The organism is Paractinoplanes globisporus DSM 43857 (assembly GCF_000379645.1).
Lineage (GTDB): Bacteria > Actinomycetota > Actinomycetes > Mycobacteriales > Micromonosporaceae > Actinoplanes > Actinoplanes globisporus.
Genome location: NZ_KB903294.1, coordinates 1,107,955 through 1,130,166, shown reverse-complemented (window position 1 = coordinate 1,130,166; position 22,212 = coordinate 1,107,955). Strand labels below are relative to the sequence as shown.

At 68.5% G+C, this 22,212-nt stretch carries 17 protein-coding genes; 9 read left to right on the top strand and 8 right to left on the bottom strand.

The genetic code is table 11. The features are described from left to right. Positions 1 to 20: 20 nt before the first annotated feature. On the bottom strand, positions 21 to 443 hold the full coding sequence (locus tag A3CQ_RS0104900; protein ID WP_020509796.1) for an FMN-binding protein: 423 nt from the start codon (positions 441 to 443) through the stop codon (positions 21 to 23). 87 nt (positions 444 to 530) lie between these two features. Here A3CQ_RS0104900 and A3CQ_RS0104895 point away from each other — a divergent pair, with 87 nt between their 5' ends. Beyond that, a complete protein-coding gene (locus tag A3CQ_RS0104895) occupies positions 531 to 1,025 on the top strand; it encodes a DUF2231 domain-containing protein (RefSeq protein ID WP_020509795.1) in 495 nt (164 codons plus the stop codon). A gap of 257 nt (positions 1,026 to 1,282) precedes the next feature. Beyond that, the gene (locus A3CQ_RS0104890; protein WP_026205316.1) at positions 1,283 to 2,095 is read left to right on the top strand and encodes a universal stress protein; all 813 of its coding nucleotides are present in this window, start codon (positions 1,283 to 1,285) and stop codon (positions 2,093 to 2,095) included. Positions 2,096 to 2,120: 25 nt separating this feature from the next. Here the strand turns inward: A3CQ_RS0104890 and A3CQ_RS0104885 are convergent, their stop codons facing one another. Further along, positions 2,121 to 2,480: a hypothetical protein gene (locus tag A3CQ_RS0104885; protein WP_157295298.1), complete on the bottom strand. Its 360-nt coding sequence runs from the start codon at positions 2,478 to 2,480 to the stop codon at positions 2,121 to 2,123. Positions 2,481 to 2,490: 10 nt separating this feature from the next. Next, entirely contained in the window at positions 2,491 to 5,097 is a 2,607-nt protein-coding gene (ppdK, locus tag A3CQ_RS0104880; RefSeq protein WP_020509792.1) for a pyruvate, phosphate dikinase, read from the bottom strand. 111 nt (positions 5,098 to 5,208) lie between these two features. Between ppdK and A3CQ_RS0104875 the strand changes: the two genes are divergently transcribed. The 4 genes from A3CQ_RS0104875 to A3CQ_RS0104855 all read left to right on the top strand — a co-directional run bounded on the left by A3CQ_RS0104875 (position 5,209) and on the right by A3CQ_RS0104855 (position 8,413). Next, positions 5,209 to 6,249 carry an alcohol dehydrogenase catalytic domain-containing protein gene (locus A3CQ_RS0104875; protein ID WP_020509791.1) on the top strand — a complete coding sequence of 347 codons (1,041 nt, stop codon included), beginning with the start codon at positions 5,209 to 5,211 and terminating at the stop codon, positions 6,247 to 6,249. A gap of 169 nt (positions 6,250 to 6,418) precedes the next feature. Next, the gene (locus A3CQ_RS0104870; protein ID WP_020509790.1) at positions 6,419 to 7,003 is read left to right on the top strand and encodes a DoxX family protein; all 585 of its coding nucleotides are present in this window, start codon (positions 6,419 to 6,421) and stop codon (positions 7,001 to 7,003) included. 74 nt (positions 7,004 to 7,077) lie between these two features. Then, entirely contained in the window at positions 7,078 to 8,136 is a 1,059-nt protein-coding gene (locus tag A3CQ_RS62525) for an MIP/aquaporin family protein (RefSeq protein WP_084698912.1), read from the top strand. After that, the gene (locus A3CQ_RS0104855; RefSeq protein WP_245576991.1) at positions 8,045 to 8,413 is read left to right on the top strand and encodes a response regulator; all 369 of its coding nucleotides are present in this window, start codon (positions 8,045 to 8,047) and stop codon (positions 8,411 to 8,413) included. The genes A3CQ_RS62525 and A3CQ_RS0104855 overlap by 92 nt, the downstream gene beginning before the upstream one ends. A 5-nt stretch (positions 8,414 to 8,418) precedes the next feature. Here A3CQ_RS0104855 and A3CQ_RS0104850 read toward each other — a convergent pair whose 3' ends face one another. Next, positions 8,419 to 10,434: an ATP-binding response regulator gene (locus A3CQ_RS0104850; RefSeq protein ID WP_020509786.1), complete on the bottom strand. Its 2,016-nt coding sequence runs from the start codon at positions 10,432 to 10,434 to the stop codon at positions 8,419 to 8,421. Beyond that, complete coding sequence (locus A3CQ_RS60495; RefSeq protein WP_157295296.1) at positions 10,431 to 11,105, bottom strand: sensor histidine kinase; 675 nt, start codon at positions 11,103 to 11,105, stop codon at positions 10,431 to 10,433. Before A3CQ_RS60495 ends, A3CQ_RS0104850 begins: the two co-directional genes overlap by 4 nt. A gap of 390 nt (positions 11,106 to 11,495) precedes the next feature. Between A3CQ_RS60495 and A3CQ_RS57095 the strand changes: the two genes are divergently transcribed. Beyond that, on the top strand, positions 11,496 to 15,593 hold the full coding sequence (locus A3CQ_RS57095; protein ID WP_084698910.1) for a PAS domain-containing hybrid sensor histidine kinase/response regulator: 4,098 nt from the start codon (positions 11,496 to 11,498) through the stop codon (positions 15,591 to 15,593). Positions 15,594 to 15,626: 33 nt separating this feature from the next. Here A3CQ_RS57095 and A3CQ_RS57090 read toward each other — a convergent pair whose 3' ends face one another. After that, complete coding sequence (locus tag A3CQ_RS57090; protein ID WP_020509783.1) at positions 15,627 to 16,595, bottom strand: methyl-accepting chemotaxis protein; 969 nt, start codon at positions 16,593 to 16,595, stop codon at positions 15,627 to 15,629. A 757-nt stretch (positions 16,596 to 17,352) separates the two neighbouring features. Here A3CQ_RS57090 and A3CQ_RS57085 point away from each other — a divergent pair. Continuing rightward, positions 17,353 to 19,245 carry a methyl-accepting chemotaxis protein gene (locus tag A3CQ_RS57085; protein WP_169516252.1) on the top strand — a complete coding sequence of 631 codons (1,893 nt, stop codon included), beginning with the start codon at positions 17,353 to 17,355 and terminating at the stop codon, positions 19,243 to 19,245. Positions 19,246 to 19,315: 70 nt separating this feature from the next. On the opposite strand, the gene A3CQ_RS63570 is transcribed toward A3CQ_RS57085, so the two are convergent. After that, complete coding sequence (locus A3CQ_RS63570; RefSeq protein WP_281171430.1) at positions 19,316 to 19,825, bottom strand: STAS domain-containing protein; 510 nt, start codon at positions 19,823 to 19,825, stop codon at positions 19,316 to 19,318. A 102-nt stretch (positions 19,826 to 19,927) separates the two neighbouring features. Beyond that, a complete protein-coding gene (locus A3CQ_RS63565; protein ID WP_026205312.1) occupies positions 19,928 to 20,182 on the bottom strand; it encodes a hypothetical protein in 255 nt (84 codons plus the stop codon). Between the two features lie 176 nt (positions 20,183 to 20,358). On the opposite strand from A3CQ_RS63565, the gene A3CQ_RS51530 reads away from it, so the two are divergent. Beyond that, on the top strand, positions 20,359 to 22,212 hold the full coding sequence (locus A3CQ_RS51530) for an alpha/beta hydrolase-fold protein (RefSeq protein ID WP_157295288.1): 1,854 nt from the start codon (positions 20,359 to 20,361) through the stop codon (positions 22,210 to 22,212).

Sequence of the window (22,212 nt, the reverse complement as noted above, 5' to 3'; positions counted from 1 at the left end):
ACTCTCGCAGCTGCCCTCGGTCATGCGAAGTGTGCCGCGTCGAGCGCCGATTGCAGCGACTTCAGGTATCCGCCGCTGGTGTAGGTCGCACCGCCGACCACGTCGACATGGGCGCTCTGGGCGGACAGCACCTCGGCGCGCAACTGTGGCAGCGCGTACCCGTTGATCTCGGCGTCCCGGTCGTTGCCGTCCGGGTACCGCAGCGCGCGTACGTCAACGATCTTGTGGTTGTTGATCTTGACCTGGACCTGGACCGGCCCCCAGCGAGTGCGGACGACCGAGCCGTTGACCGTCAGATCTCTCCCGCCCGGGCCGGAGGCGCTCGGCGCCAGGATCACCGCGGTGCCGGCAGCCGCGTTCCCGCCGCCCAGACTCGTCCGGTAGCTGAGCAGCAGCACGACGGCGGCGATCGTCGAAACGATCCAGAGGGTCACGCGGCGCATGCCCCGGCCAATGGCTCGTTCATCCGGGCAAGCCTGCGAGGCGGAAATGGGAGAACTCCAAGAATCGCGTCCCTAGCCTTCTCCGGCATGAACACCGTCAACGGGTTGCCGGCCCATGTGCTGCTGGTGCACGGCGTCGTCGTCCTCCTGCCGCTGTCCGCGCTCCTGCTCGTGCTGACCGCACTGTCGCCGGCGGTCCGGCGCCGGCTGGCCGGTCCGAACGCCGTGCTTTCCGTCGTGGTCGTGCTCCTGGTGCCGCTGACCACCAGTGCGGGCGAGTGGCTGGAGGGCCGGGTGCCGCAGAGCGCCGCCCTGCGCCACCACACCGAACTGGGCGACAGCGCGATCTTCTATGCGATCCCGATCGCGCTCCTGGCGCTGGTCGTCTGGTGGCGGCAGCGCGAGGCACAGGTGACTCCGGGCCGCCGCACCTATCTGGCCCCGCTGTCCACCGCGGTGACCGGTGTGGTGGCGGTGCTCTCGCTGGCCGTCGGCGCGGCCGGGGTGTACGGGATCTACCGCATCGGCGACTCGGGCGCCCAGGCCGCCTGGTCCGCGAGCGCCGGCGGGCCCGGTCAGTAGACCGGCAGCCCGTCGGTGAGGCCGGCTTGGGACCTTCGACCCTGCACCTTCGGGCGAAGGCACGGCATTCTTACTCAGCACAGGCGTCTCGAAGCTCGACGAGCGGCGGCCCTTTGGCGTGCTCAGGGGTGTTCGTCATGATTACGGCCTGAATTCGGCCTCTCGGGGTGAATGACTAAATTCCGCCGCTCGCACGCCGACCTTCTGCAGGACTGGCTCGCCGACCGTGGCGGCCGTTCTGAGGAGTGCGGACAGCCATGGGAACATCACGAGTTGTCGTCTGCTTGGACGGCTCCATCCCGAGCGTGGCCGCCCTGAGGTGGGCAGCCGGGGAAGCGAGGCGGCTTCGGGTGGGGCTGCTGGTCGCAAATTTTGCCGGCCGTACGCGCTTTGCCTTCAGCCGGGGAACCGGCGACGACAGTTTCTCGGTCGACGACCTGACGACGTGCGATCTCGTTGAAGGCGTCCCGACCGAGATGACGACGATCGCCGGGCGAGCCGCACCGAGGCTGCTCGAGGTGTCCAGCGACGCGGAGATGCTGGTGATCGCTGGTTCGGGTGGAGCGCTGGCCGACTACGTGAGCCGCCGGATCGCCGTCCGGGCGGGGATCCCGGTGGTCGTGGTACGAGGACAGTCCCTTTGCGGACGACGTCCGATCGCGGTCGGTGTCACCGACAGGTCGGCCGATCACGTGCTGGGGACCGCGTTCTCAGCGGCGGCAGACCGCGGTTGCGGTTTGCTGGCCGCTCGGGCCTATATCTCGGCGATTCCGTTTCGGTCGTCGGTGGCGGATGGTGAAGAGGCCGACACCTCGGAGACCGAGGCGGAGGAGCGTGCCCGCCTCAGCCGGGTACTCGCCCCTTGGCAGGAGCGGTACCCGGGGGTTCCCGTCGAGCTCGAGCTGGCTCACACCAGTGCGGCGGCGGCGCTCGTCGCTGCCTCACATCGAGCCCAGCTCGTGGTGGTCGGCCGTCATGGTCGCAGCATGCTTGCCGCGGGTCTGTCCGGCTCGCCGGTCGCGCAGCTGCTTCGTCGTGCGGCATGTCCCGTCTTCCTGGCACGGCAATGAACGCGCGGTCCGTCTGGTTTGACCATCAGTCGATCCGCTCCGCTCGGAGCACCCGCGCCCACCACGGTCGATGGGCACGGGTACGCAGCGGCGGGCAACCGGCCCGTTTGACGCTGACCCAGCCGCCGGGTCCCATCGTCACCGCCCCGATCGCGGGACGGTGACGGGTCGCCGCGGCGGTGACGGCCGTCGCGACGAGCACGGCGCCCGCGGTGGCCAGGACGGCGCCGGCCAGCCTGGTCACGTCGACGACCGGACGGAAGGACGCTGCCTCCGGGCCGACGATCCATGCGCCCACTTCGCGCTCGCCGTCCCGGACGGGTATGACACTGACCGCAGGTGCCGGGGTGACCGTTACCCCCGGCCCGTAGGTCGACGTCGACATGGTGTTCCTCCTAACGGCTGTCGGAATCGGCGGCGGTGGCGACCGCGGCGCGGCCGGCCTCGAGGCGGGCGATCGGCACGCGGAACGGCGAGCAGGACACGTAGTCCAGGCCGGCCTCGTGGAAGAAGTGCACCGAGGCCGGGTCGCCGCCGTGCTCGCCGCAGACACCGACGGTCAGATCGGGACGGGTGGCCCGGCCACGCTCGACGGCGATGCGCACCAGCTCGCCGACGCCGTCCGGGTCGATCGTCTCGAACGGGGAGGTGGCGAAAACGCCCAGACTCAGGTAGCGGCCGAAGAAGGCGCCCTCGACGTCGTCGCGGGAGAAGCCCCACGTCATCTGGGTCAGGTCGTTGGTGCCGAAGGAGAAGAACTCGGCGGCGCCGGCGATCTGCCCGGCCGTGAGCGCCGCTCGCGGGACCTCGATCATGGTGCCGATGCGGATCGGGGGCGCGCCGGGCACCGAAGCCAGGATCGACTCGGCTTCCGCGCGTACGATCTCAAGCTCCTGAACGGCACCGACCAGCGGAACCATGATCTCCGGCCGTGGGTCGCCGCCGGCGGCGACGCGGGCCGCGGCCGCTTCGGCGACGGCACGTACCTGCATGGCGAACAAACCAGGCACAACCAGACCCAGCCGTACGCCCCGCAGGCCGAGCATCGGGTTCTGCTCGTGCATCCGGCGCACCGCCGCCAGCAGCACCCCGTCGCGGCCGGGGTCCTCGCCGAGCGCGGTCGCGCGGGCCACGCGGGCGGTCAGCTCCTCCAGCGACGGCAGGAACTCGTGCAGCGGCGGGTCGATCAGCCGGATCGTGACCGGGAGGCCGTCCATCGCTTCGAACAGCCGCTCGAAGTCGGTGCGCTGCAACGGAAGCAATGCCGCGAGAGCGTCGTGTTCGCCCAGGATCAGGCGCTCGATCAGCACCCGCCGGTCGCCGAGGAACATGTGCTCGGTGCGGCACAGGCCGATGCCGGTGGCGCCGAAGCGGCGAGCGCGGGCGGCGTCGGCGGACGTGTCGGCATTCGCGTGCACGCCGAGACGGGCGGAGTGGTCGGCGTGGATCATCAGGCGCTCGATCGCGGAGAGCAGTGGGTCGCCGTGCGCGGTGAGCTCGCCCTCGAAGTACCGGACGACCTTCGACGCGTGCACCGGGACCGACCCCGCATAGACGCGTCCGTTCGTGCCGTCGATCGAGATGACGTCACCGGCGTACAGCGTCCGGCCACCGATGACGAGCCTGTCGTCGCTGATCTCCAGCTCCTCGGCTCCGCAGACACAGGTCTTGCCCATGCCGCGGGCCACGACGGCGGCGTGCGAGGTCTTTCCGCCCCGGCTGGTCAGAATGCCCTGCGCGGCGATCATGCCGGGCAGGTCGTCCGGGTTGGTCTCGCGGCGTACCAGGATGACCGGCCCGGTCGCTGCGGCCGCGGCGGCGGAGTCGAACACGATGGCGCCGGCTGCGGCGCCGGGTGAGGCGGCCACGCCGGTGGTGAGCGGCGGGGGAGCGGTGGTCTCGTCGAAGCTCGGGAACATGAGCTGGGCGAGCTGCTGGCCGGTGACCCGCTGCAGCGCCTCGTCGAGCGTGATGGTGCCCTCGTCGACGAGCTGGGCGGCGATCACGAACGCGGCGGCCGGGGTGCGCTTGCCGACCCTGGTCTGCAGCATCCAGAGTTTGCCGTTCTCGATGGTGAACTCGATGTCGCACAGGTCGCGGTAGCGCTGCTCCAGCCGCTGCATGATGGACAGCAACTGGCGGTAGCTCGCCGGGTCGATGGTGGCCAGCTCAGACAGGCCGATGGTGTTGCGGATGCCGGCCACCACGTCCTCGCCCTGCGCGTTGCGCAGGTAGTCGCCGTAACTGCCGCGCAGGCCGGTGGCCGGGTCGCGAGTGAACGCCACCCCGGTGCCGGAGTCGTCGCCGCGGTTGCCGAAGACCATGGCCATGATGTTGACCGCGGTGCCCAGGTCCTGCGGGATGCGCTCCTGCCTGCGGTACAGCGTGGCCCGCTCGGCGTTCCACGAGCGGAACACCGCGCCGATCGCAAGGAACAGCTGCTCGTGGATGGCCTGCGGGAAGTCGCGGCCGGTGTGTGCCTGGAAGACTTTCTTGTACGCCTCGACGAGCTCCTTCAAGCCGGCGGCGTCCCGATCGCCGCCGTCCTCGAACTCACCGGCGGGCACATCGAACACGGTCCGGCCGAACATCTGGATGAGCCGGCGATAGGAATCCCAGGCGAACCGTTCGTCGCCGCTCTGCCGGGCCAGCCCGGCCACACTGCTGTCGTTGAGGCCGATGTCGAGAATCGTCTCCATCATCCCGGGCATCGAGAACTTGGCGCCGGAACGCACCGACAGCAGCAGCGGGTCCCGCGGGTCGCCGAACGTCCGGCCGATGCGGGTCTGCATCTGCCGCAGGTGGTGCTCGACCTCCGCGAGCAACCCGGTAGGCATCGACCCGGTACGCAGGTACTCCTGGCACGCCTCGGTGGTGATCGTGAAGCCCGGCGGGACCGGCAGGCCCATTCGGGTCATCTCCGCGAGGTTGGCGCCCTTGCCGCCGAGCAGGTCCTTGAGGTCCTTGTTCCCCTCGATGAAGTCGTACACGTATCCGGACATCGCTGCCTCCCTTTACTCGTTGGTAGTCCCGCACCGGTCCCGCCGAGTAGGGCCGCAGGTCCCTACTGGCCGGGCCGGGCCGGGTGAACCGTGAGAGGAAAGGAGGCCACCATGAAGGCACTCGTCTACGGCGGGCCCGGCGCCCGGTCCTGGACCGAGATCCCCGACCCCACCATCCGCGACCCGCGGGACGCGATCATCAAGGTCGACGCCGTCACCATCTGCGGCACCGACCTGCACATCCTCGGCGGCGACGTGCCCGAGGTCGAGGCGGGCCGGGTGCTCGGCCACGAGGCGGTCGGCACCGTCGTCGAAGTCGGCAGCGGTGTCGGCGGGCTCGTCCCGGGCGACCGGGTGCTGGCGTCGTGCATCTCGGCGTGCGGCATCTGCCGCTACTGCCGGGACGGCGCCTACGGGCAGTGCCTAGGTGGCGGTGGCTGGATCCTCGGCCACCTCGTCGACGGGGTGCAGTCCGAGCTGGCTCGGATTCCGTTCGCCGATCTGTCCACCTACAAGCTTCCCGAGCAGGTGAGTGATGAGTCGGCCGTCCTGCTCGCCGACATCCTTCCCACGTCGTACGAGGTCGGCGTGCTCAACGGCCACGTGCGGCCGGGCGACACGGTGGCGATCGTCGGCGCCGGCCCGATCGGGCTGGCCGCGATCGTGACCGCCCGGCTCTACTCGCCCGCCCACATCGTCGTCATCGACAAGGCGGAGAGCCGCCTGCAGGCCGCCAAGTTGTTCGGCGCGGACACCACCGTCCTGGCCGGCACGGATGACCCGCTCGGCGCGGTCCGGTCTCTGACCGGCGGTCTCGGCGCCGATGTCGTGATCGAGGCGGTCGGCACACCGCAGACCTTCGAGCTGTGCGCCACGCTCGTGCGGGCCGGCGGCCATCTCGCCAACGTCGGCGTGCACGGCAAGCCCGCCACGCTGCACCTGGAAGACCTGTGGATCCGCAACGTCACCATCACCACGGGCCTGGTCGACACGTACTCGACGCCGAGGCTGCTCGACATGCTGGTCGCGGGCCAGCTCGACCTCGGCCACATGGTCACGCACCGGTTCGGGCTCGACGAATTCATGCAGGCGTACGACGTCTTCGGCGACCCCGCGCGCACCAGCGCCCTCAAGGTGGTCCTCTCGCGCTGAGCGTTCCGGCCGGCAGGGTCCCCGGACCCTGCCGGCGACCTCGATCACGGCCTGAGCACCCGCGGCCGAGCCGGGACCAAAGTCCCGCCGTAGTCGGGTGTTTCGGCCCGGGTGCCGGCCTCGCCAGGGGAGCAGAGTCAGTGGCATAGAGATCAACGAGGAGGAAGTCATGACGATCACCGGCCGGAGCCACGCGGCCCACCTCGAACAGGTCGAGGCGCCCGGCTCCATGCTCACCCACTCCGCCGCCCGCGCACTTGCCGTGCTGCGCATCTCCACGGGGTTCGTGTTCCTGTGGGCATTCCTGGACAAGACCTTCGGCTTCGGCTACGCGACCCCGTCGGCCAAGGCCTGGATCCACGGCGGCTCGCCCACCAAGGGCTTCCTGTCCAGTGTGGATGTCGGCCCGTTCCAGGGCACTTTCCACCACCTCGCCGGCACCCCGTTCGCCAACTGGGCCTTCATGCTCGGCATGCTCGGCATCGGCCTCGCCCTGATCCTCGGAATCGGTATGCGGATCGCCGCCGGCGCCGCCACCCTGATGATGGCCATGATGTGGTTCGCCGAGTACCCGCTCGCCCAGCACACCAGTGCCGGCAAGCCGAGCGGCTCGAGCAACCCGGTCACCGACTACCACTTCATCTACGCGGTTTCCGCGATCGTGCTCGCCCTCACCTACGCCGGGCACACCTGGGGACTGGGCCGCTGGTGGGCTTCGCTGCCCTTCGTCCAGAAGCACCGCTGGCTCATCTGAATCCCCAGCACCACGCACCGCCCGGGCCGATCGATCGGCCCGGGCGATCGTCCGTGTGCGCGTTCTCTTGTTCCGTGCGCCGCTCAAAGCCGCGGATGATCTCGGGACCAACGGCACTGATCATCTTCGGCCCGGCAGCAAAGACTGAGGGCATGGTCTTGGTCAATGCACGATCGGGCGAGGTCGCGGCGAGAATCCTGCACTCCCGGCTCAGGCCGGACCGCGAGGACATGGGTATGGCCCTCGGCGAGCTCGGCCTGACCACGGCCTTCATGTTCGCCGTCTTCACCCTGGTGCGCTGGGGGTGGGGCACTATGGGCGCCGGAGCGGCGCCGGCCGAGCGGTGGGTCCGATGCGCCATCGTGTCGATGCTGGTCGGCCTGGTCATCGTGGGTTTCGTGGTGTCGAGGCCGGGACGCTGGACCGGCGCGCACATGAATCCGGCGATCACTGTGGCCATGTTCTCCTACGGGCGTACACCGGCCCGCCGGGTACTGCCCTACCTGGCCGCCCAGACGGCCGGGTCGATCGCCGCGACGATCCTCGCTCGCCTCGCCTGGGGTCGAGCGATGTCTGACCACACGACGCGATGGGCGGTCGTTCAGCCTGCGCCCGGCCGGGGAGGCACCTCGGTTGCGGTCGTCGAGGCCGCTTCTCTCGCGATCATCGTCGCGGTGATGTGCTGGGTGTTGGAGCACCGGCCGGCCTGGCCGTTGCCGTGGATCGTGGGTTTGCTGTTCGGCCTGCAAGGCGCCATTTTCGGCACGTTCACCGGCGGGTCGGCGAACCCGGCCCGCCAGCTCGGTCCGGCGCTGTTCTCCGGCCAGACCCACCTGCTGGCGGCGTATTTGATCGCGCCCGTCGTCGGCGGGGCGCTCTCCGCGTTGGCCGTCCGGCGCGCCGACATCGCGACGACGGGACTTTGGTCCTGTCCTCGAGCCGAAAGCTGCACGGACCGTGCGGCGCTTCCGATGAAGGCACCGTGTTCCCACGCAGATGGAGGCAAAGATGCTGGCTCTCATCGTCGACGACTCTCGTGCCATGCGAATGATCCTCAGCCGTATCGTTGCCTCGCTCGGCTTCGAGACCGCCGAAGCCGACAACGGCCGTACCGGTCTGGAGGCTCTTGGTGACATGGCCGTGCCGCCGGACCTGGTCCTGGTTGATTGGAACATGCCGGAGGTCGGCGGTCTGGAGTTCGTCGCCGCGGTGCGTTCTCGGCCTGACTGGCGCGACATCAGCATCATCATGGTGAGCACAGAAGGCGAGCGGACACGCATCGCACGCGCGCTGGCCGCGGGTGCTCACGAATACGTGATCAAGCCCTTCACCCGGGACGCGATCGAGGACAAACTGAGCCTGCTCGGCTTGACCGGAGCGGGTGTTTCCCCATTGCCCGGCGGTAGATGATCATCTCAGGAGGCGATCGCCGCCAGGGTGCGTTGCACCGCGGCCAGCAACTCGTCGCGGGTGAAGGGCTTGTTCAGGACGGCGGCGTCGGTCTCGATGAGTCCCTGCTCGTTCATCAGTGGCTCGGCGTATCCGGACATGAACAGGATGGGAGTGCCGGGCCGGCTCACGGCGAGATCGGCAGCGAGTTCACGGCCGTTCATCACCGGCATGACGACATCCGTGAGGACGGCGTCGAGCGGGCCTTCGTATTGCCCTGCCATCGTTGCCGCCTCGCGACCGTTGGCGGCCACCAGCACGTGGAATCCGTCCTTTCGCAGGATCCGGAGGATGACCTCGCGGAGTCCCGGCTCGTCCTCGGCAACCAGGATCGTGCGGCCGGCCGGGCTGGTGCGTCCCGCTTCCGGTGCCGGCGGCCCGGCCGCGGGGCGAGCGGCCGGGAGGTAGAGGTGCGCGGTCGTGCCTCGTCCGGGCTCGGATTCGAGGACGAGGCGACCACCGGACTGACGGACGATGCCGTACGAGGTGGCCAGGCCCAGACCTGGTCCGGCGCCTTTGGGCTTGGTGGTGAAGAACGGCTCCATGGCCTGGTCGAGGATCTCGGGAGACATCCCGTCTCCGGTGTCGGTGATGCTCAGGTGGACGAGACGCTCGGAACCGCCGGGAGCCGACGTTCCGGTGGTGTTCTCCGTGGTGATGTCGAGACGGCCTCCCGGGCCCATCGCCTCGAGGGCGTTGGTGACCAGGTTGATGAGCGCCTGGTGTAGCTGTCCGGCGTCGCTCTTCACGGGGCTCAGGTCGCCGGCCAGGTTGGTCGATACCGCGACGGTTCCTCCGACCGGGGTGGGCGCCTGATCCACGACCTCGCGTACGACGGCGTTGAGGTCGACGAGTGCCGGCTTGATCACCTCCTTGCCGCCGAAGGTGAGTAGCTGATGCGTGAGGTCGGCGGCGCGCCGGCCGGCCTGGCGGATGCGGTCGACGTCGTGGCGGATGCCGTCGGACCGGTCGCGAGTGAGAACGGCGTTCTCGGCGTCGTCGAGAGACTCGTCGACGAAGTCCCCGAACGACAGGATGATGTTGAGCAGGTTGTTGAAGTCGTGGGCGACTCCGCCCGCCAGCCGAGCCAGGCTTTCGAACCGGGCGGTCGCCTGGCGCCGGGCTTCGCTCGCGCGATCGAGATCGTCGAGCCGTCGTCGCTCCTCGGCCTCGACCATGGCCGTGACGTCGTCGACCGTGACAACCGATCCGGTCACCTCTCCTTCGCCATCGACGATCGACCGGGCGAGCAGCGTCAGCCGCCGGTCGCGGCCGTCCGGGTGGGCGAGGCGGCAGTCGCGACGGTCGCCGCCGGCCCGCCATTCGCCATCGACGGTCGTCAGGTCTCCGGGTCCGATGCCCAGGCAACTCAGCCATCCCGTCCCGAGCAGGCCGTCGTCCGGCCAGCCGGTGATCTGACGGGCTCCCGGATTGACGTACGTGGCCCGGCCGTGCCGATCGGTGATGATGATGCCGACCGGCGAGGCCTCGGCCATGGCCGCGAACCGTGCCTCGCTCTCGTCCAGGGCACCGGTCTTTTCGAGGAGCTTCGCGTTGAGTACGCCGATGTGTTGGGTGGCCTGGGTGCCTCGCGGCCTGGCTTCGGCAGCGGGGGATTCGCGGAGCGACTCGGCGATCGCGTCGAGCAGTTCCTGGGGTGGTGCGGTCTTCTCGACGATGCGGCTCACGCCGACCGCCTCGGCGAGCGGCCGTACCTCGGCCTGGCTGTAGTTCGCGGTGTAGAAGATCAGCGGTATGCCGGTCGTCTCCGGGTCGTCGCGCATCTCTTGAGCGAACTGGTAGCCGTCGATGCCCGGCATGAGCATGTCGGTGAGGACGACATCCGGGTGCTGCGACCTCGCGAGTTGCAACGCCTGCCGGCCGTCGGACGCCTCGATGACGTCGTAGCCGCCCTCGTCGAGAGCGTCGCGGGCCACCTCGCGGTTGGCGGCGCGGTCATCCACGACCAGTACCGTGGTCATTTCCCGCTCCCGGCGACGCAGGTCGGTTGCGTGACCGCGATCTGATCCTGCTGGATCGGCAGGGCCAGAGTGAAGGTGCTTCCAGAGCCGCGGCGGCTCCGCACGGTCAGGCCGGCGCCGATCAGTTGGGCGCGTCGGCGGGCCAGGTGAAGACCGAGGCCGGCGGTGCCGTCCGCCGCCGACTCTCCCCGTACGAACGGCTCGAATATCGCCGCCTGCTCCTCGGGCGCAATGCCGCAGCCATCGTCGGTCACCTCGATGAGGGCCGTGTCTTCCCGTGCGACGGCGCGTACGCGTACGTCCGTGGCCGAGCCGGCGACCAGCGCGTTGGTGATCAGCTCAGCGACCACCGGCTTCGCGAGAACCGGATCGGTTCGGACCAGGATGGGGCCGGCGGCGGACTCGGCTGTTACCCGTTGGGCCTGGCCTGTGATCGCGGCGCACATGCCGACGGCGGCGGCGACGATCTGCTGGATCTCGACAGTCACCCTGTGACACCGGATCCGCCCCGAATCGAGCTGGGTGAGTTCCACCAAGGTGTCCACGGTGGCGATGCCGGTGCGGGCGCTCTGTTCGATCATCCGCAGTCGGCGCAGCATGTCGCCGGCCCCGGTCGTGGTTCGGTCGGCGTGTCTTGCCAATGCCGCCGCGAGGCCCGCGATCCCGGTCAAGCAACCGCGTAGTTCGTGGCCGATTTGCCGGGAGTAGTCCGGTGGAAGCCAGCTCGCGGCCGATGTCGTCACGTCCGGCGGCAGCCCGCAGGCCACGATCAATCCATCTCCGCCGGCAGCGCCGCTCCGATGGCGGGAGGCCGTGGCGGTGACGGCGAATCGACGGCCCGGGCCGCGAAGGCACAGAAGGTGACCGGTCCAGGCCGGCGGCCGGTCCGGCGTGGCTGCGAATCCGTCGAGCAGCGTACGTACACCACCCGGCGCACCTACCGGAGGCCCAACGAGATCGGCGGCCCGGACCTGTTCGTCCGACGAGGCGATCGCGAAGAGCTTCCGGGCGTGCTCGTTGCATGACGTGACGGCGCCGGTGGCGTCGATCGTCAGGATCGCATGCCCAGCGAGGGGCAGACTCGGCCGCAACTCGCCCAGCACGGCAGCGGAATCCGCTGCCGCCAAGGAAGACCCGGTCATGGCGTACCTCGGTCCTACGAATGGTCAGATAAACCCCTTTTGCAGTTTAAACATTTTTTGGTAAAAAATCACTGGATAGTGGAATACATGGCTTATATCGCAGCGGACGTACGCGGCCATGGGACGCGGCTGGCCGCCCAGTTCGCAGCCGGATCAGCGGTTGCCATCGGGCTCGTCGTTCTCTCGGGATACGCGACCGGCGTGCAGGCGCTCACTCGCGGGTATTACCGCTGGCAGCCCGTGCCGCCGCTCACCGCCGCCGCGCTGACGCTGGCCGGTGCCGGCCTTTTGCTGATCTTGACGAGTCAAGGTCGACCGGCCGTTGGTCGGGCGGGCCGGTTCGCCGGCGGTCTGGTGGCCGTGGTCGCCGCGACCGCGTTGTTCGAATACGCCGCCGGGGTGCGCCTCGTCGATTTCGCTCTTTTCCCGAGCCGGGTCCGGCTGTGGGCGGTAAATGAAGTGCCCGGCCGGCCGTCGCTGCACATGGCGGTGGGGCTGTTCCTCGTAGGTCTCTCTCTGGTCGGGCTCGACACGAAAGTGATCAGGACCAGCCGGGTCGGCCGTTTGCTGGTGCCCGGGACACTTTTGGCCGGCGCCACGGTGGTCCTCGGCGATTTGTACGGCGCCGAGTACATCCGGCGGGGAAGCGACCGGCTTCCGGGAACATCGCTGTTGGCAGGGTTGGGTCTTTTGTCGCTCGGCCTGGGCCTCACGCTCTGCCGTCCGGACCGCCCTCCCGGCGACGTCTTCACCGGGCAGGGTCCCGGCGGCCGTGCAATGCGGGGACTGGCGCCGTCCGTCGCGACCATCCTCGTCGTCGCGGTGCTGTTGACAGCGACCGGCCGCAGTTCCTTTCCGATCGACGTCGGCCTCGCCGTAACGGCGGCGACCAGCCTGGTGATTACCTCCCTCTACCTGTTGTTCATGCGGACCGGCGCCGCGATGGATGCGGCGGACAAGAAGTTGCGGGACGAGCGCGACTACGTGCGGACCGTGCTCGACTCGCTGAGGGAGGGCGTCATCACCGCCGACGCCGACGGTCGAATCCTGCATGTGACTCCGCGATGGTGCGAGATCACCGGATACGCCGCCGGTGATGTGGTCGGCTTGCGGCCGCCGTTCCCGTGGTGGCCGCCCGAACGGAGGGCGGCGCTGAGCGGACGGCTGGACGTGCAAGCCCGGTCGCTCGAGGCGAAGGAGATCGACACCGAGATCGTCCGCCCGGACGGGGGTCGAGTCGACGTGCTGCTGACGACATGCCCGATCCGCAGCCGCGACGGCGTCGTTCTCCGGACCGCGACCTACCGGGACCTCACGGAGCGCAAAGCAGCCGAGGCGGAACGGCAGCGGATGAGCGATCAGGTCGACCATTTCTTCGACATGTCGGGCGACCTGTTGTGCATCGCCGATCGGGACGGCTACTTCCGGCGGCTCAATCCGGCCTGGGAGCAGACACTCGGCTTCACCACGGATGAGCTGATGAGCCGACCCTTCCTGGACTTCGTGCACCCGGACGATCGCGAGCGTACGAGGATCGACGCGGGCGCGTTGATCGCCTCGGGTATTCGGATGACGAACTTCGAGAATCGCTACCGCTGCCGGGATGGTACGTACCGCTGGCTCAACTGGACGGCAACGCTCGCCGACGGGAACTCCATGATCTACAGCGTGGCGCGGGACATGACCGCGCAACGCGAGGCGGAACGGAATCAGGCGTTCCTCGCGGCGATCGTCAGCAGCACCGACGACGCCGTGATCGGCAAGACGCTGGACGGAACGATCGTCAGTTGGAACGCCGCGGCCGAGCGGATGTACGGCTATACGGCCGACGAGGCCATCGGTAAGTCCATCCGGATGCTCGCCCTTCCCGGTCATTTCGAGGAGATCGACGAGGTTCTCTCCAGGCTGCGCGACGGAGGGCCGGTTGTTCACATGGACAGCGTCCGGCGCCGGGCCGACGGCAGCCGGCTGCGCGTGAATCTGACCATCTCCCCGATACGCGACAAGGACGGCGCGATCGTCGGGGCGGCCTCGATCGCCCGCGATGTCACCGCGCAGGCCGCCGCCGAACAGCGGTTCCGGCGTCTGGTCCAGACGGCGCCGGACGCGATGATCATCGTCGACGGCACCGGAAAGATCACGTTGGCGAACGATCAGACCGGGCGGCTGTTCGGATATCCGAGCGAGGAGCTGACCGGCATCTCGGTCGAGCAACTCGTGCCGGCCGGCGCCCGCGACCGGCATGTCGGCCATCGGGAGCACTACCTCGCCTCGCCGCACAAGTTGCTGATGGGCTCGGGGATGGAGCTGTGCGGGCTACGCCGGGACGGCACCGAGTTCCCCATCGAGATCAGCCTCGCCCCGCTGCAGACCGACGAGGGCATCATGATCTCGGGAGCGATCCGGGACATCAGCCAGCGCCGTGAGGTCGAGCAGGAACTGGCCGCCGCACGAGACGACGCACTCGCGGCCGCGATGCTCAAGTCGCAGTTCGTCGCGATGGTCAGTCATGAGATTCGAACCCCCATGAACGGCGTCATCGGCCTCACCGGACTACTCCTGGGCACCGCCCTGGACCCTGAGCAACGGCGTTACGCCGAGGCGATCCGTACCTCCGGAAAGGCGCTGCTGACGATCATCAACGACATCCTCGACTTCTCCAAGATCGAAGCCGGGAAGATCAACATCGTCGCGGCCGACTTCGATCTCAGGGAGCTGCTGGAAACCGTCATCGAGGTCGCCGCCGAGGCCGGGCGCGGCAAGGACATCGAAGTCGTCTGCTACTACCCACCGGACCTGCCCACGACAGTCCACGGCGACGACGGCCGGCTCCGGCAGACATTGCTGAACCTGGTGGGCAACGCTGTGAAGTTCACCCAGCGCGGACACGTGATCATGTGTGCCGAACCGGATCCGCCAACGGACGACGGCGAGCCGCGCGTCACCTTCTCCGTCATCGACACCGGCGTCGGCATAGCCGAGTACGACCTGCCGCGCCTGTTCGAGCCGTTCACCCAGATCGATGCCGCCATCAGCCGTGAGTTTGGCGGCACGGGACTCGGCCTGACGATCAGCCACCAGTTCGTCGAGCTCATGGGCGGCGAACTCACCGTGGAGAGCGAGCCGGGTCAGGGCAGCCGGTTCGCCTTCACCGTCCCGCTCCCCAGCGTGCCGCCGCCCGACGACGAGGAGTCTTTCCCGTTGGCGTCGCGGTGCGTGCTGGTGATCGACGACCACCCCACTCGCCGACGGCTCGTGGTCGAACACACCCGAAGCTGGGGCTTGACCGCGGTCGAAGCAATCGATGAGCGGCAGGCCTGTGCGGCGCTGGCCGAAGGTGCGCCCGAGTTCGTTGTCGTCGACGATCGCATGCTGGCGGGAGGCGGCGGGCTGATGACGGCCTTGGGCGCGGCGGTCGCCGCCGGCGGATGCCGCGTTGTAGTGCTGGCCTCGGCCAGTTACCACACGGATTCTCCACCGATCCCGGATCTCGGCGGCCACCTGCTCACCAAACCGGTCGGTGTCGGCCGGCTGCGAGACTGCCTGCATCGGCTGTCCACGGCCGGCGCCGACGCCGACGCCGGCGCCACGGCGATCGACCGATCCGACACTGTCGCCGCCGATCGGACCCGGGTCCTGCTGGCCGAGGACAACCAGATCAACCAGATGGTCGCGGAGGACTTGCTTGATCTCCTGGGTTTCGACTGCGACCTCGCCCGAAACGGTACGGAGGTCCTGCGCCTGGCGGCAGCCCACTCCTACCGGGCGATCTTGATGGACTGTCAGATGCCGAAGATGGACGGCTTCGCGGCCACCGCCGCGCTACGCGAACGGGAGGCACCCGGCGAGCACATCCCCATCATCGCCATGACCGCCGGAGCGCTGGCCGAGGACCGGGAACAGTGCTTCGCCGCCGGCATGGACGACTACCTTGCCAAGCCCATCGATCCCGATGCGCTGCGCGCGGCGCTCGAGCGGTGGACGAGCGACTCGCTGCCTCCGGTCCCACCGCGGTAGCCGGTCGGCCCGGAAGCGTCCCGTGGGGGAGTCTCAGGTGTTGGCGGCAAGGAACGCCGACACCTGGCCCGTGACGGTCTCGGCCTGCTGCGCGGCCTGGGCGAGGTTGCGGGCGATCTCAGCGTTGGTCACGGTCTGCTCCTCGACGGCCGCCGCGACGGCATTCTGGCTGTCCTTGATCGTGTCGACTATTTCCGCGATCTTGGTCATCTCCTCCGCCGCGGCCCGGCTGAGACCTTGGACGTTGTCGATCAAATCGCCGATCCGCTCAGTAGCGTTCTGAGTCGCACCGGATAGATCCTTCACCTCACCGGCGACCACCGCGAAGCCCTTGCCCGCCTCGCCCGCTCGGGCAGCTTCGATCGTGGCGTTGAGCGCAAGGAGATTCGTCTGCCGGGCATTCTGCGAGATCGTGTTGACCACCTCGCTGATGAGGGCGGACGCCTCACCGAGCCGGCCCATCGTGGAGGTCGCCGTCTCGACGGAGACCGCGCCCGTGACCACCGCGGCGGCCTCGCTGCCGTTGCGCGCGATTTCGGTGACCGTCGTCGACATCTCGTCCATCGCGGAGGCCACCGACTGCAAAGCCGTGCTGACCTCCTTGGTCAGCTCCACCGTTTCACCCAACCGCCCGATCACGGTGCGAGCGCGCTCCGCCGCCGCAACCTTCTCGGTGACGTCTTCCCATGCCACGACATAGCCGGCCACCGACCCGCCCGGTCCCAGCATGCGATTGATGTGAGCCTCCAAGGTGACCGATCCGAAAGTGAACTGGGTGTCGTGCGGAACGAATGCGGAGGAATGCAGAATGCGTTCGATCCGGCCGGGGTCCCGGTGGAACCGATGGATGCTGCCGCCGAGCACGTCCTGCAGGCGAACGCCGAATGCGCGCTCGACCTCCGGTCCGATGATTTGCAGCGTTTGCGCGGCCTTCGCATTCATGTAGACGAGGTCGAGGCCGGCGTCGGCAACGAAGATGTTCGCCTGGACACAGTCCACCACCTGGTCAGAGGTTATGCCTGGCGCAATGCCAGACTGATCCACACTGTCGCGAGAGGAATCCTCACGGGCCTTCGACGTGGCCGGCAACCGCACCATGACGGACCTCTCTTCGGGCTCAAGCGACCGCCGCAAGCGCTCGCTTGAACTCAGAATATGGGCGCGATATTCGCAATAAATCCGAACGCTCGATCCGGCGGGTCCTGGTTGTGACGCCGGGCCGGCGCCGGGCCTGGGCGGGATCCAGGACCGCATCACGACGATCATCGACGACCTCAACGACACCGTCGGCCGATCCGGACGACGATCTTCGTGCTCCGGCGGGCCCTGGGACAACGCCACATCCGGCACCCGCGCTCGGTTGCTGGACGTCGTCGCCGACGCCCGGCTCGGGACTTTAGTCCCGAGCTCGCTCCTGACGCTTCGGTCGTGCCGTGCTGATCCGAAATAAGCAGCAGTCCAGTGCAACACCAAACGCCGTTCGCGTCGGCCGTATCGACTTCAGTTCCCGCTGGAATGATCAATATTCCGGTCGATCTTGCGCCCTTCTTGGCAGAGGGCGCTGTCAATAGACCTACCCGGGGAGCGTCACATGATCCACACCGCAGGTAGTCAACGGCTGCTGCGTCCCATGCTCGCCATATGTGAGCGGCTGCGCACCGGCATGCGCCTGCTGGTCCTGGTAGTGGTGCTGGTCATTCCGGGCGCCCTGGCTACCGCGATGTACTCGATCGTCCGCGGCGATCAGGTGGACTTCAGCGTGGCCGAGCGCGAGGGTGCGGACGCTGTCCAGCCGATGTTGCTCGCGCTCGCCGACACCGTGGCGGGCCGATCACCAGATCTGGCCGCCGCGCGACGGGCCGCTACCGAACGGCCCGGCCTCGGCCTGAACCAGCTCGCCGCGGCACTGCCCGAACTCGGTGATGGCAGCGCCGCGCGGCGGCTTGCCCTCGCCGAGGCCCTGGCGGCGATGATCACCGAAGCCGGCAACACCTCCAACCTGATTCTCGACCCTGACCTGGACTCGTTCTATCTGATGGACGCCCAGATCGTTCAGCTGCCCAAGGCCCTGGTCGCGGCCATGCGGGCGGCCAACCCCGCCAACGGCGACAGCCGGCAGGCACGGCTGGCGGCGCGTGCCGTGACGGCCGGCAACCTCGCGTCGAGCGCGGAAAGCCTCGGCGGTGACATCGGCACCGCGGTCCGCAATACCAAGCTGACCGGTCTGAAGACCCGGCTCAGCCCGGTACAAGGCGCCCAGGACGCGGCCGTCTCCTTGGCGTCGGCCGTCACAGAGGCCCTTGCCTCGCCGGCCAATGCCGACCCGGCAGCCGTGGGCACGGCGGCTCGCACCGCTGTCGCACCGCTGAACCGCGCTCTCGCCGACCTGCTCGACGCCCGGATCCGGACATACGCCAGCGAGCGCCTCCTTGTGCTCGGCGCCGCGCTCGGCGGCTTCCTGCTTGCCGGCTGGTTCGCCATTGCCGCGGTCCGGCGTACCACTCATGACGTACGGCTCACGACCCACGCGGTCACCGCCATCGCCGAGGGGGATCTCGGCGAACGACCGCTACCGGACGGGCGCGACGAACTCGGCGACATCGGCCGCGCCCTCGCCGTGGCCCGGGACCGGCTGCAGCAACAGGACGATGCCATCCACACCGCCCAAACGGCTCGTGAACAGCAACTGCGGGCCGGCTTCCAGCACCAGCGGCAGGTCGAGATGCAGTTCCGTCAGCGCACCCAGGAGGTCATCGACGAATCAACCGGGGTGATCGCGGAGGATCTGCGCGCGATCACCGCTCAGGTCAGCCATGTACGCGACGCGGCCGGCATCATCGACGCCAGCATCACCACCAGCGACGCGGCCACCAGCGCCGTGATCAAGCAGGCCCGGGAGGCCGAACAGGTGATCAACATATTGGAGCAGAGCCTGCGCCGGGTCGCGTCGACCGCGGAACTGATCACCGGCATCGCCGGCCAGACCCGTCTGCTCGCGCTGAACGCCACCATCGAGGCGGCCCGGGCCGGCGACCTCGGCGAGGGCTTCACCGTGGTCGCCGACGAGGTCAAAGACCTGGCGAACACCACGGCTCGATCGACCGAGCAGATCACCGCAACCATCAACGATCTGGAGCGCGACACCGCGGAGATGGCCCGCACGATCACCACGATGATCGAGGGGATCGAGGGCGTGGGGCAGGCCTCCGACTCACTGCGCGCCGTCGCCGCCGACCAGGACAGTCTGGTCAACGAACTGTCCGGACAGATGCAGGACACCCTCGGCCGGGTGGAACAGATGTCGAACCTGGCCGGTCAACTCGAGCGACGCCAGCACGATCGGATCGCGGCTGCGGGCCACGCTCGGCTGTCGGTGGCTGGCCGGCCGATGGTTCCGGTCGCCACCATCAACATCAGCTCCGGCGGGTTGCGCTGTACCACGCCATCCAACCTGGGGCTCCAAGAAGGCGATCCCGTCTCGGTCGAGCTCCTCCACGACGGAGAACGGCTCACCGTGCATGCCAATGTCGTCAACAAGGCCCACGGCGACCGCGGCGACGAGACGGAGCTCGGCCTGCAGTTCCTCGTCACCGACGACGCCCACAACGAACGACTGTCGGCTTTCGTGAACGATCTGCTGGGCGACTTCTGAACGGCAAGAGACCACCGATGGAGCAGTCAGAGAGGTGCCGCCGCTGCCCGCGCTGGAAACCGCGGCACCGTCAGGATCCTCGCTCGAGGAGAAACGCCGCGTTCGCGGCGTCGAGCAGCCAAGCAATATGGGGGCGTGGATTGACGACCTGGGAATCAATACGACGGACTTTCGCATGAATGTAGGCGGAAATGAACGCGCGCACCCCCGCGACGTCGCAAAAATCGACATCCGCAATGTCAATGGTGATCTGAGCCGTCGAGGTCGCTTCCACCACATCGGTGAACCAGTCGGTCAAGGCAGGGGCATTGGCAATATCGATCTCACCGCTCACTCTGATGACGAGAATCCGATCGCTGGAGGCCGCTTCTACTCGAATCTCGAGCGCTGGCGCCGGAGAGTGCCATTCGTTGCATTCTTGTGGCCCTATCACGGCCGAAAGCCGTTCGCGCGACCGCCCACCCCAATGGGTGAGGAGCGCTCCGTCCGGCCGGCCGCGACGATCCGCGTCCCGGCCACACCACCCATCACGTCTCCCTGCGGCCAAGGAGACGAGACCACCCGTCCTCCGAGATGACATTGGCCGCGTCCGTGATGTACGCTGCATTCTTGAGCGCCGCCTCGATCCTTTTTATTCCTGACTCCTCAAGTATTGTCATAAGGCAATCGTGTCTGGCCGAAATCAGTCACGGCCAACAGTTGAGTCGATGGACGGGTCGGGGTCGGACACAATGTGCGGCGCGCCTCGACAGAACCGTACGACAGTAGTGTCGAGCCCGTAAGAGACTTGCGAAGTCAGACCTTTCCCGGATGTCTTTTCCGGCGGCAAAAGACGCACGTCGAGTGCCTCGCCGATCACCAGGAACTGCAGGCCGTCGTCGTGCAGTTCGGCGGTGATCCGCGGCGCCCCGGAGGTGCCGTCGTGCCGGGTTTGCACCGCCCGGATCCGGATCGCGAGGGCGTCAAGCCCTCGGCGCCCGCGCCTTGCACGACATCCTCGCCTCCAGCGCGTCTTCCTGGCCGAGGGCATCGATGATCGGGGCACACGGACCACCCGGTCGGCCTTATCGTCTTCGATGGAGGGTGCGTTGGCGCGGCAACGGGAGACAGATGATGGCTGCAGGGCAGGGCAGGTTCAGCCGGCGTTTCGTGTTGACGGGCTCGTTCGCCTCGGTGGGCGGTCTGGTGACCATGGCGGACGCCGGCGCCGCTCAGGCGGGCGGGCGGCCCGGCCCGGATTTTTCGCTCACGCTGGCCGCGGGAACTTACAGCGGCGCGGGCCGCGCCTTCGTGATCATCGCCCGCCCGTCGGATCTGAGCCCCGACGCGCCGGAACCCAGGGACAACCTGCAGAACCTTGAGCCGATCACCGTGCCGTTCTTCGGCCAGGACGTGGCGCACGCCGTGCCCGGCCGGCCGGTCCTACTACGTTCCGGCGCCACGGTGGTCGGCTACCCGCTCGCCCGGTTCGAGGACATCCCGGCCGGCGACTACGTGGTGCAGGCGTTCTTCTGCACCTACGAGACCAATCATCGCTCGGACGGGTCGGTCGTCCAGGTGCACTGGCCGCAAGGCGACGGCGGCGACATCTGGCACTCGCCGGGCAACGTCTACTCCACACCACGCACCGTGCACCTGACCGGCCACGCGCAGACCGTGCACCTCACGCTCGACCAGGTCATCGAGCCGATCGGCACGATCCCGCCCGGCGGCACCGGCCAGCAGGGCAACCCGGCCGACTCGGCGCACGTCAAACACCTGAAGATCCGCTCCGCGCTCCTGAGCCGCTTCTGGGGCCGCGACGTCTATCTCGGCGCCGACATCCTGCTGCCGGCCGGCTACGACCTGGCCGCCAACCGCCACGTCCGCTATCCGATGGAGCTGATCGCGCGCCACTTCCCCCGCGCCAACCCGCACCGCTTCGATGAGGCGCTGGGCGATGACTTCTCGCGGTGGTGGATGTCGGCCGACGCGGCCCGGTTCATCTCCGTGCAGGTGCGCAGCGAGAATCCGTTCTACGACGACTCCTATCACGCGAATTCCGCCAATCTCGGCCCGTACGGCGACGCGATCAACAGGGAGCTCATCCCCGCCATTGACAAGTCGTTCCGTACGATCGGGCAGCGCTGGGGCCGGGTCGTCGCCGGCGGGTCGACCGGCGGGTGGATCGCCGCGGCGTCGCTCGTGCTCTACCCCGACACGTACGCCGGCGCCTGGGCCGGTTTTCCCGACTCGATGGACTTCCGCGCCCATCAGGTGATCGACATCTACGCCGAGGACAACGCGTACGTCACCGGCAGCTCGTGGGTGCCGGTGCCGCGGCCGGCGGCCCGCGGGAACACCGGCGACACCTGGTGGACCACCGAGCAGGAGAACGCGTACGAGCGGGCGGTCGCCTCGCACGGGCGCAGCCAAGGGCAGTGGGACATCTGGCAGGCGGTATTCGGTCCGCAGGGCAAGGATGGATACCCGGCGCCGATCTGGGACAAGCGCACCGGCGTCATCGACCACACCGTGGCCGCCTACTGGAAGAAGCGTTTCGACCTTTCGTCGATCGTCGCGACCGACTGGACGAGGCTGGGACCGAAGATCGCCGGTCGGTTGACCGTCTACGTCGGCACCGAGGACACCTACTTCCTCAACAACGGTGTGGCGTACTTCGAGCAGCGGACCAACGCCCTCACCTCGCCGGCGCCCGACTTCCAGTTCCTCTACGGCGTGAGCCAGCCGCACGGGTGGACCCCGTTCACCGACCAGCAACTGCTGACCACGATGGCCGACTTCATCGCCCGGCACGCGCCGCAGGGCACCGACGTCAGCGGCTGGCGCGGCCAGGAGCAGCCGCCGCAGCTCATGCTCACCCGTGGCCGGCAGGTCGTGGACGAAGGCGCCGGCGGTGACGCGTCACAAGCCTCAGCCGCGAAGAGCCCGCCCGAGGAGGGCGTGAGCGGCCAGATCACCCGGTGA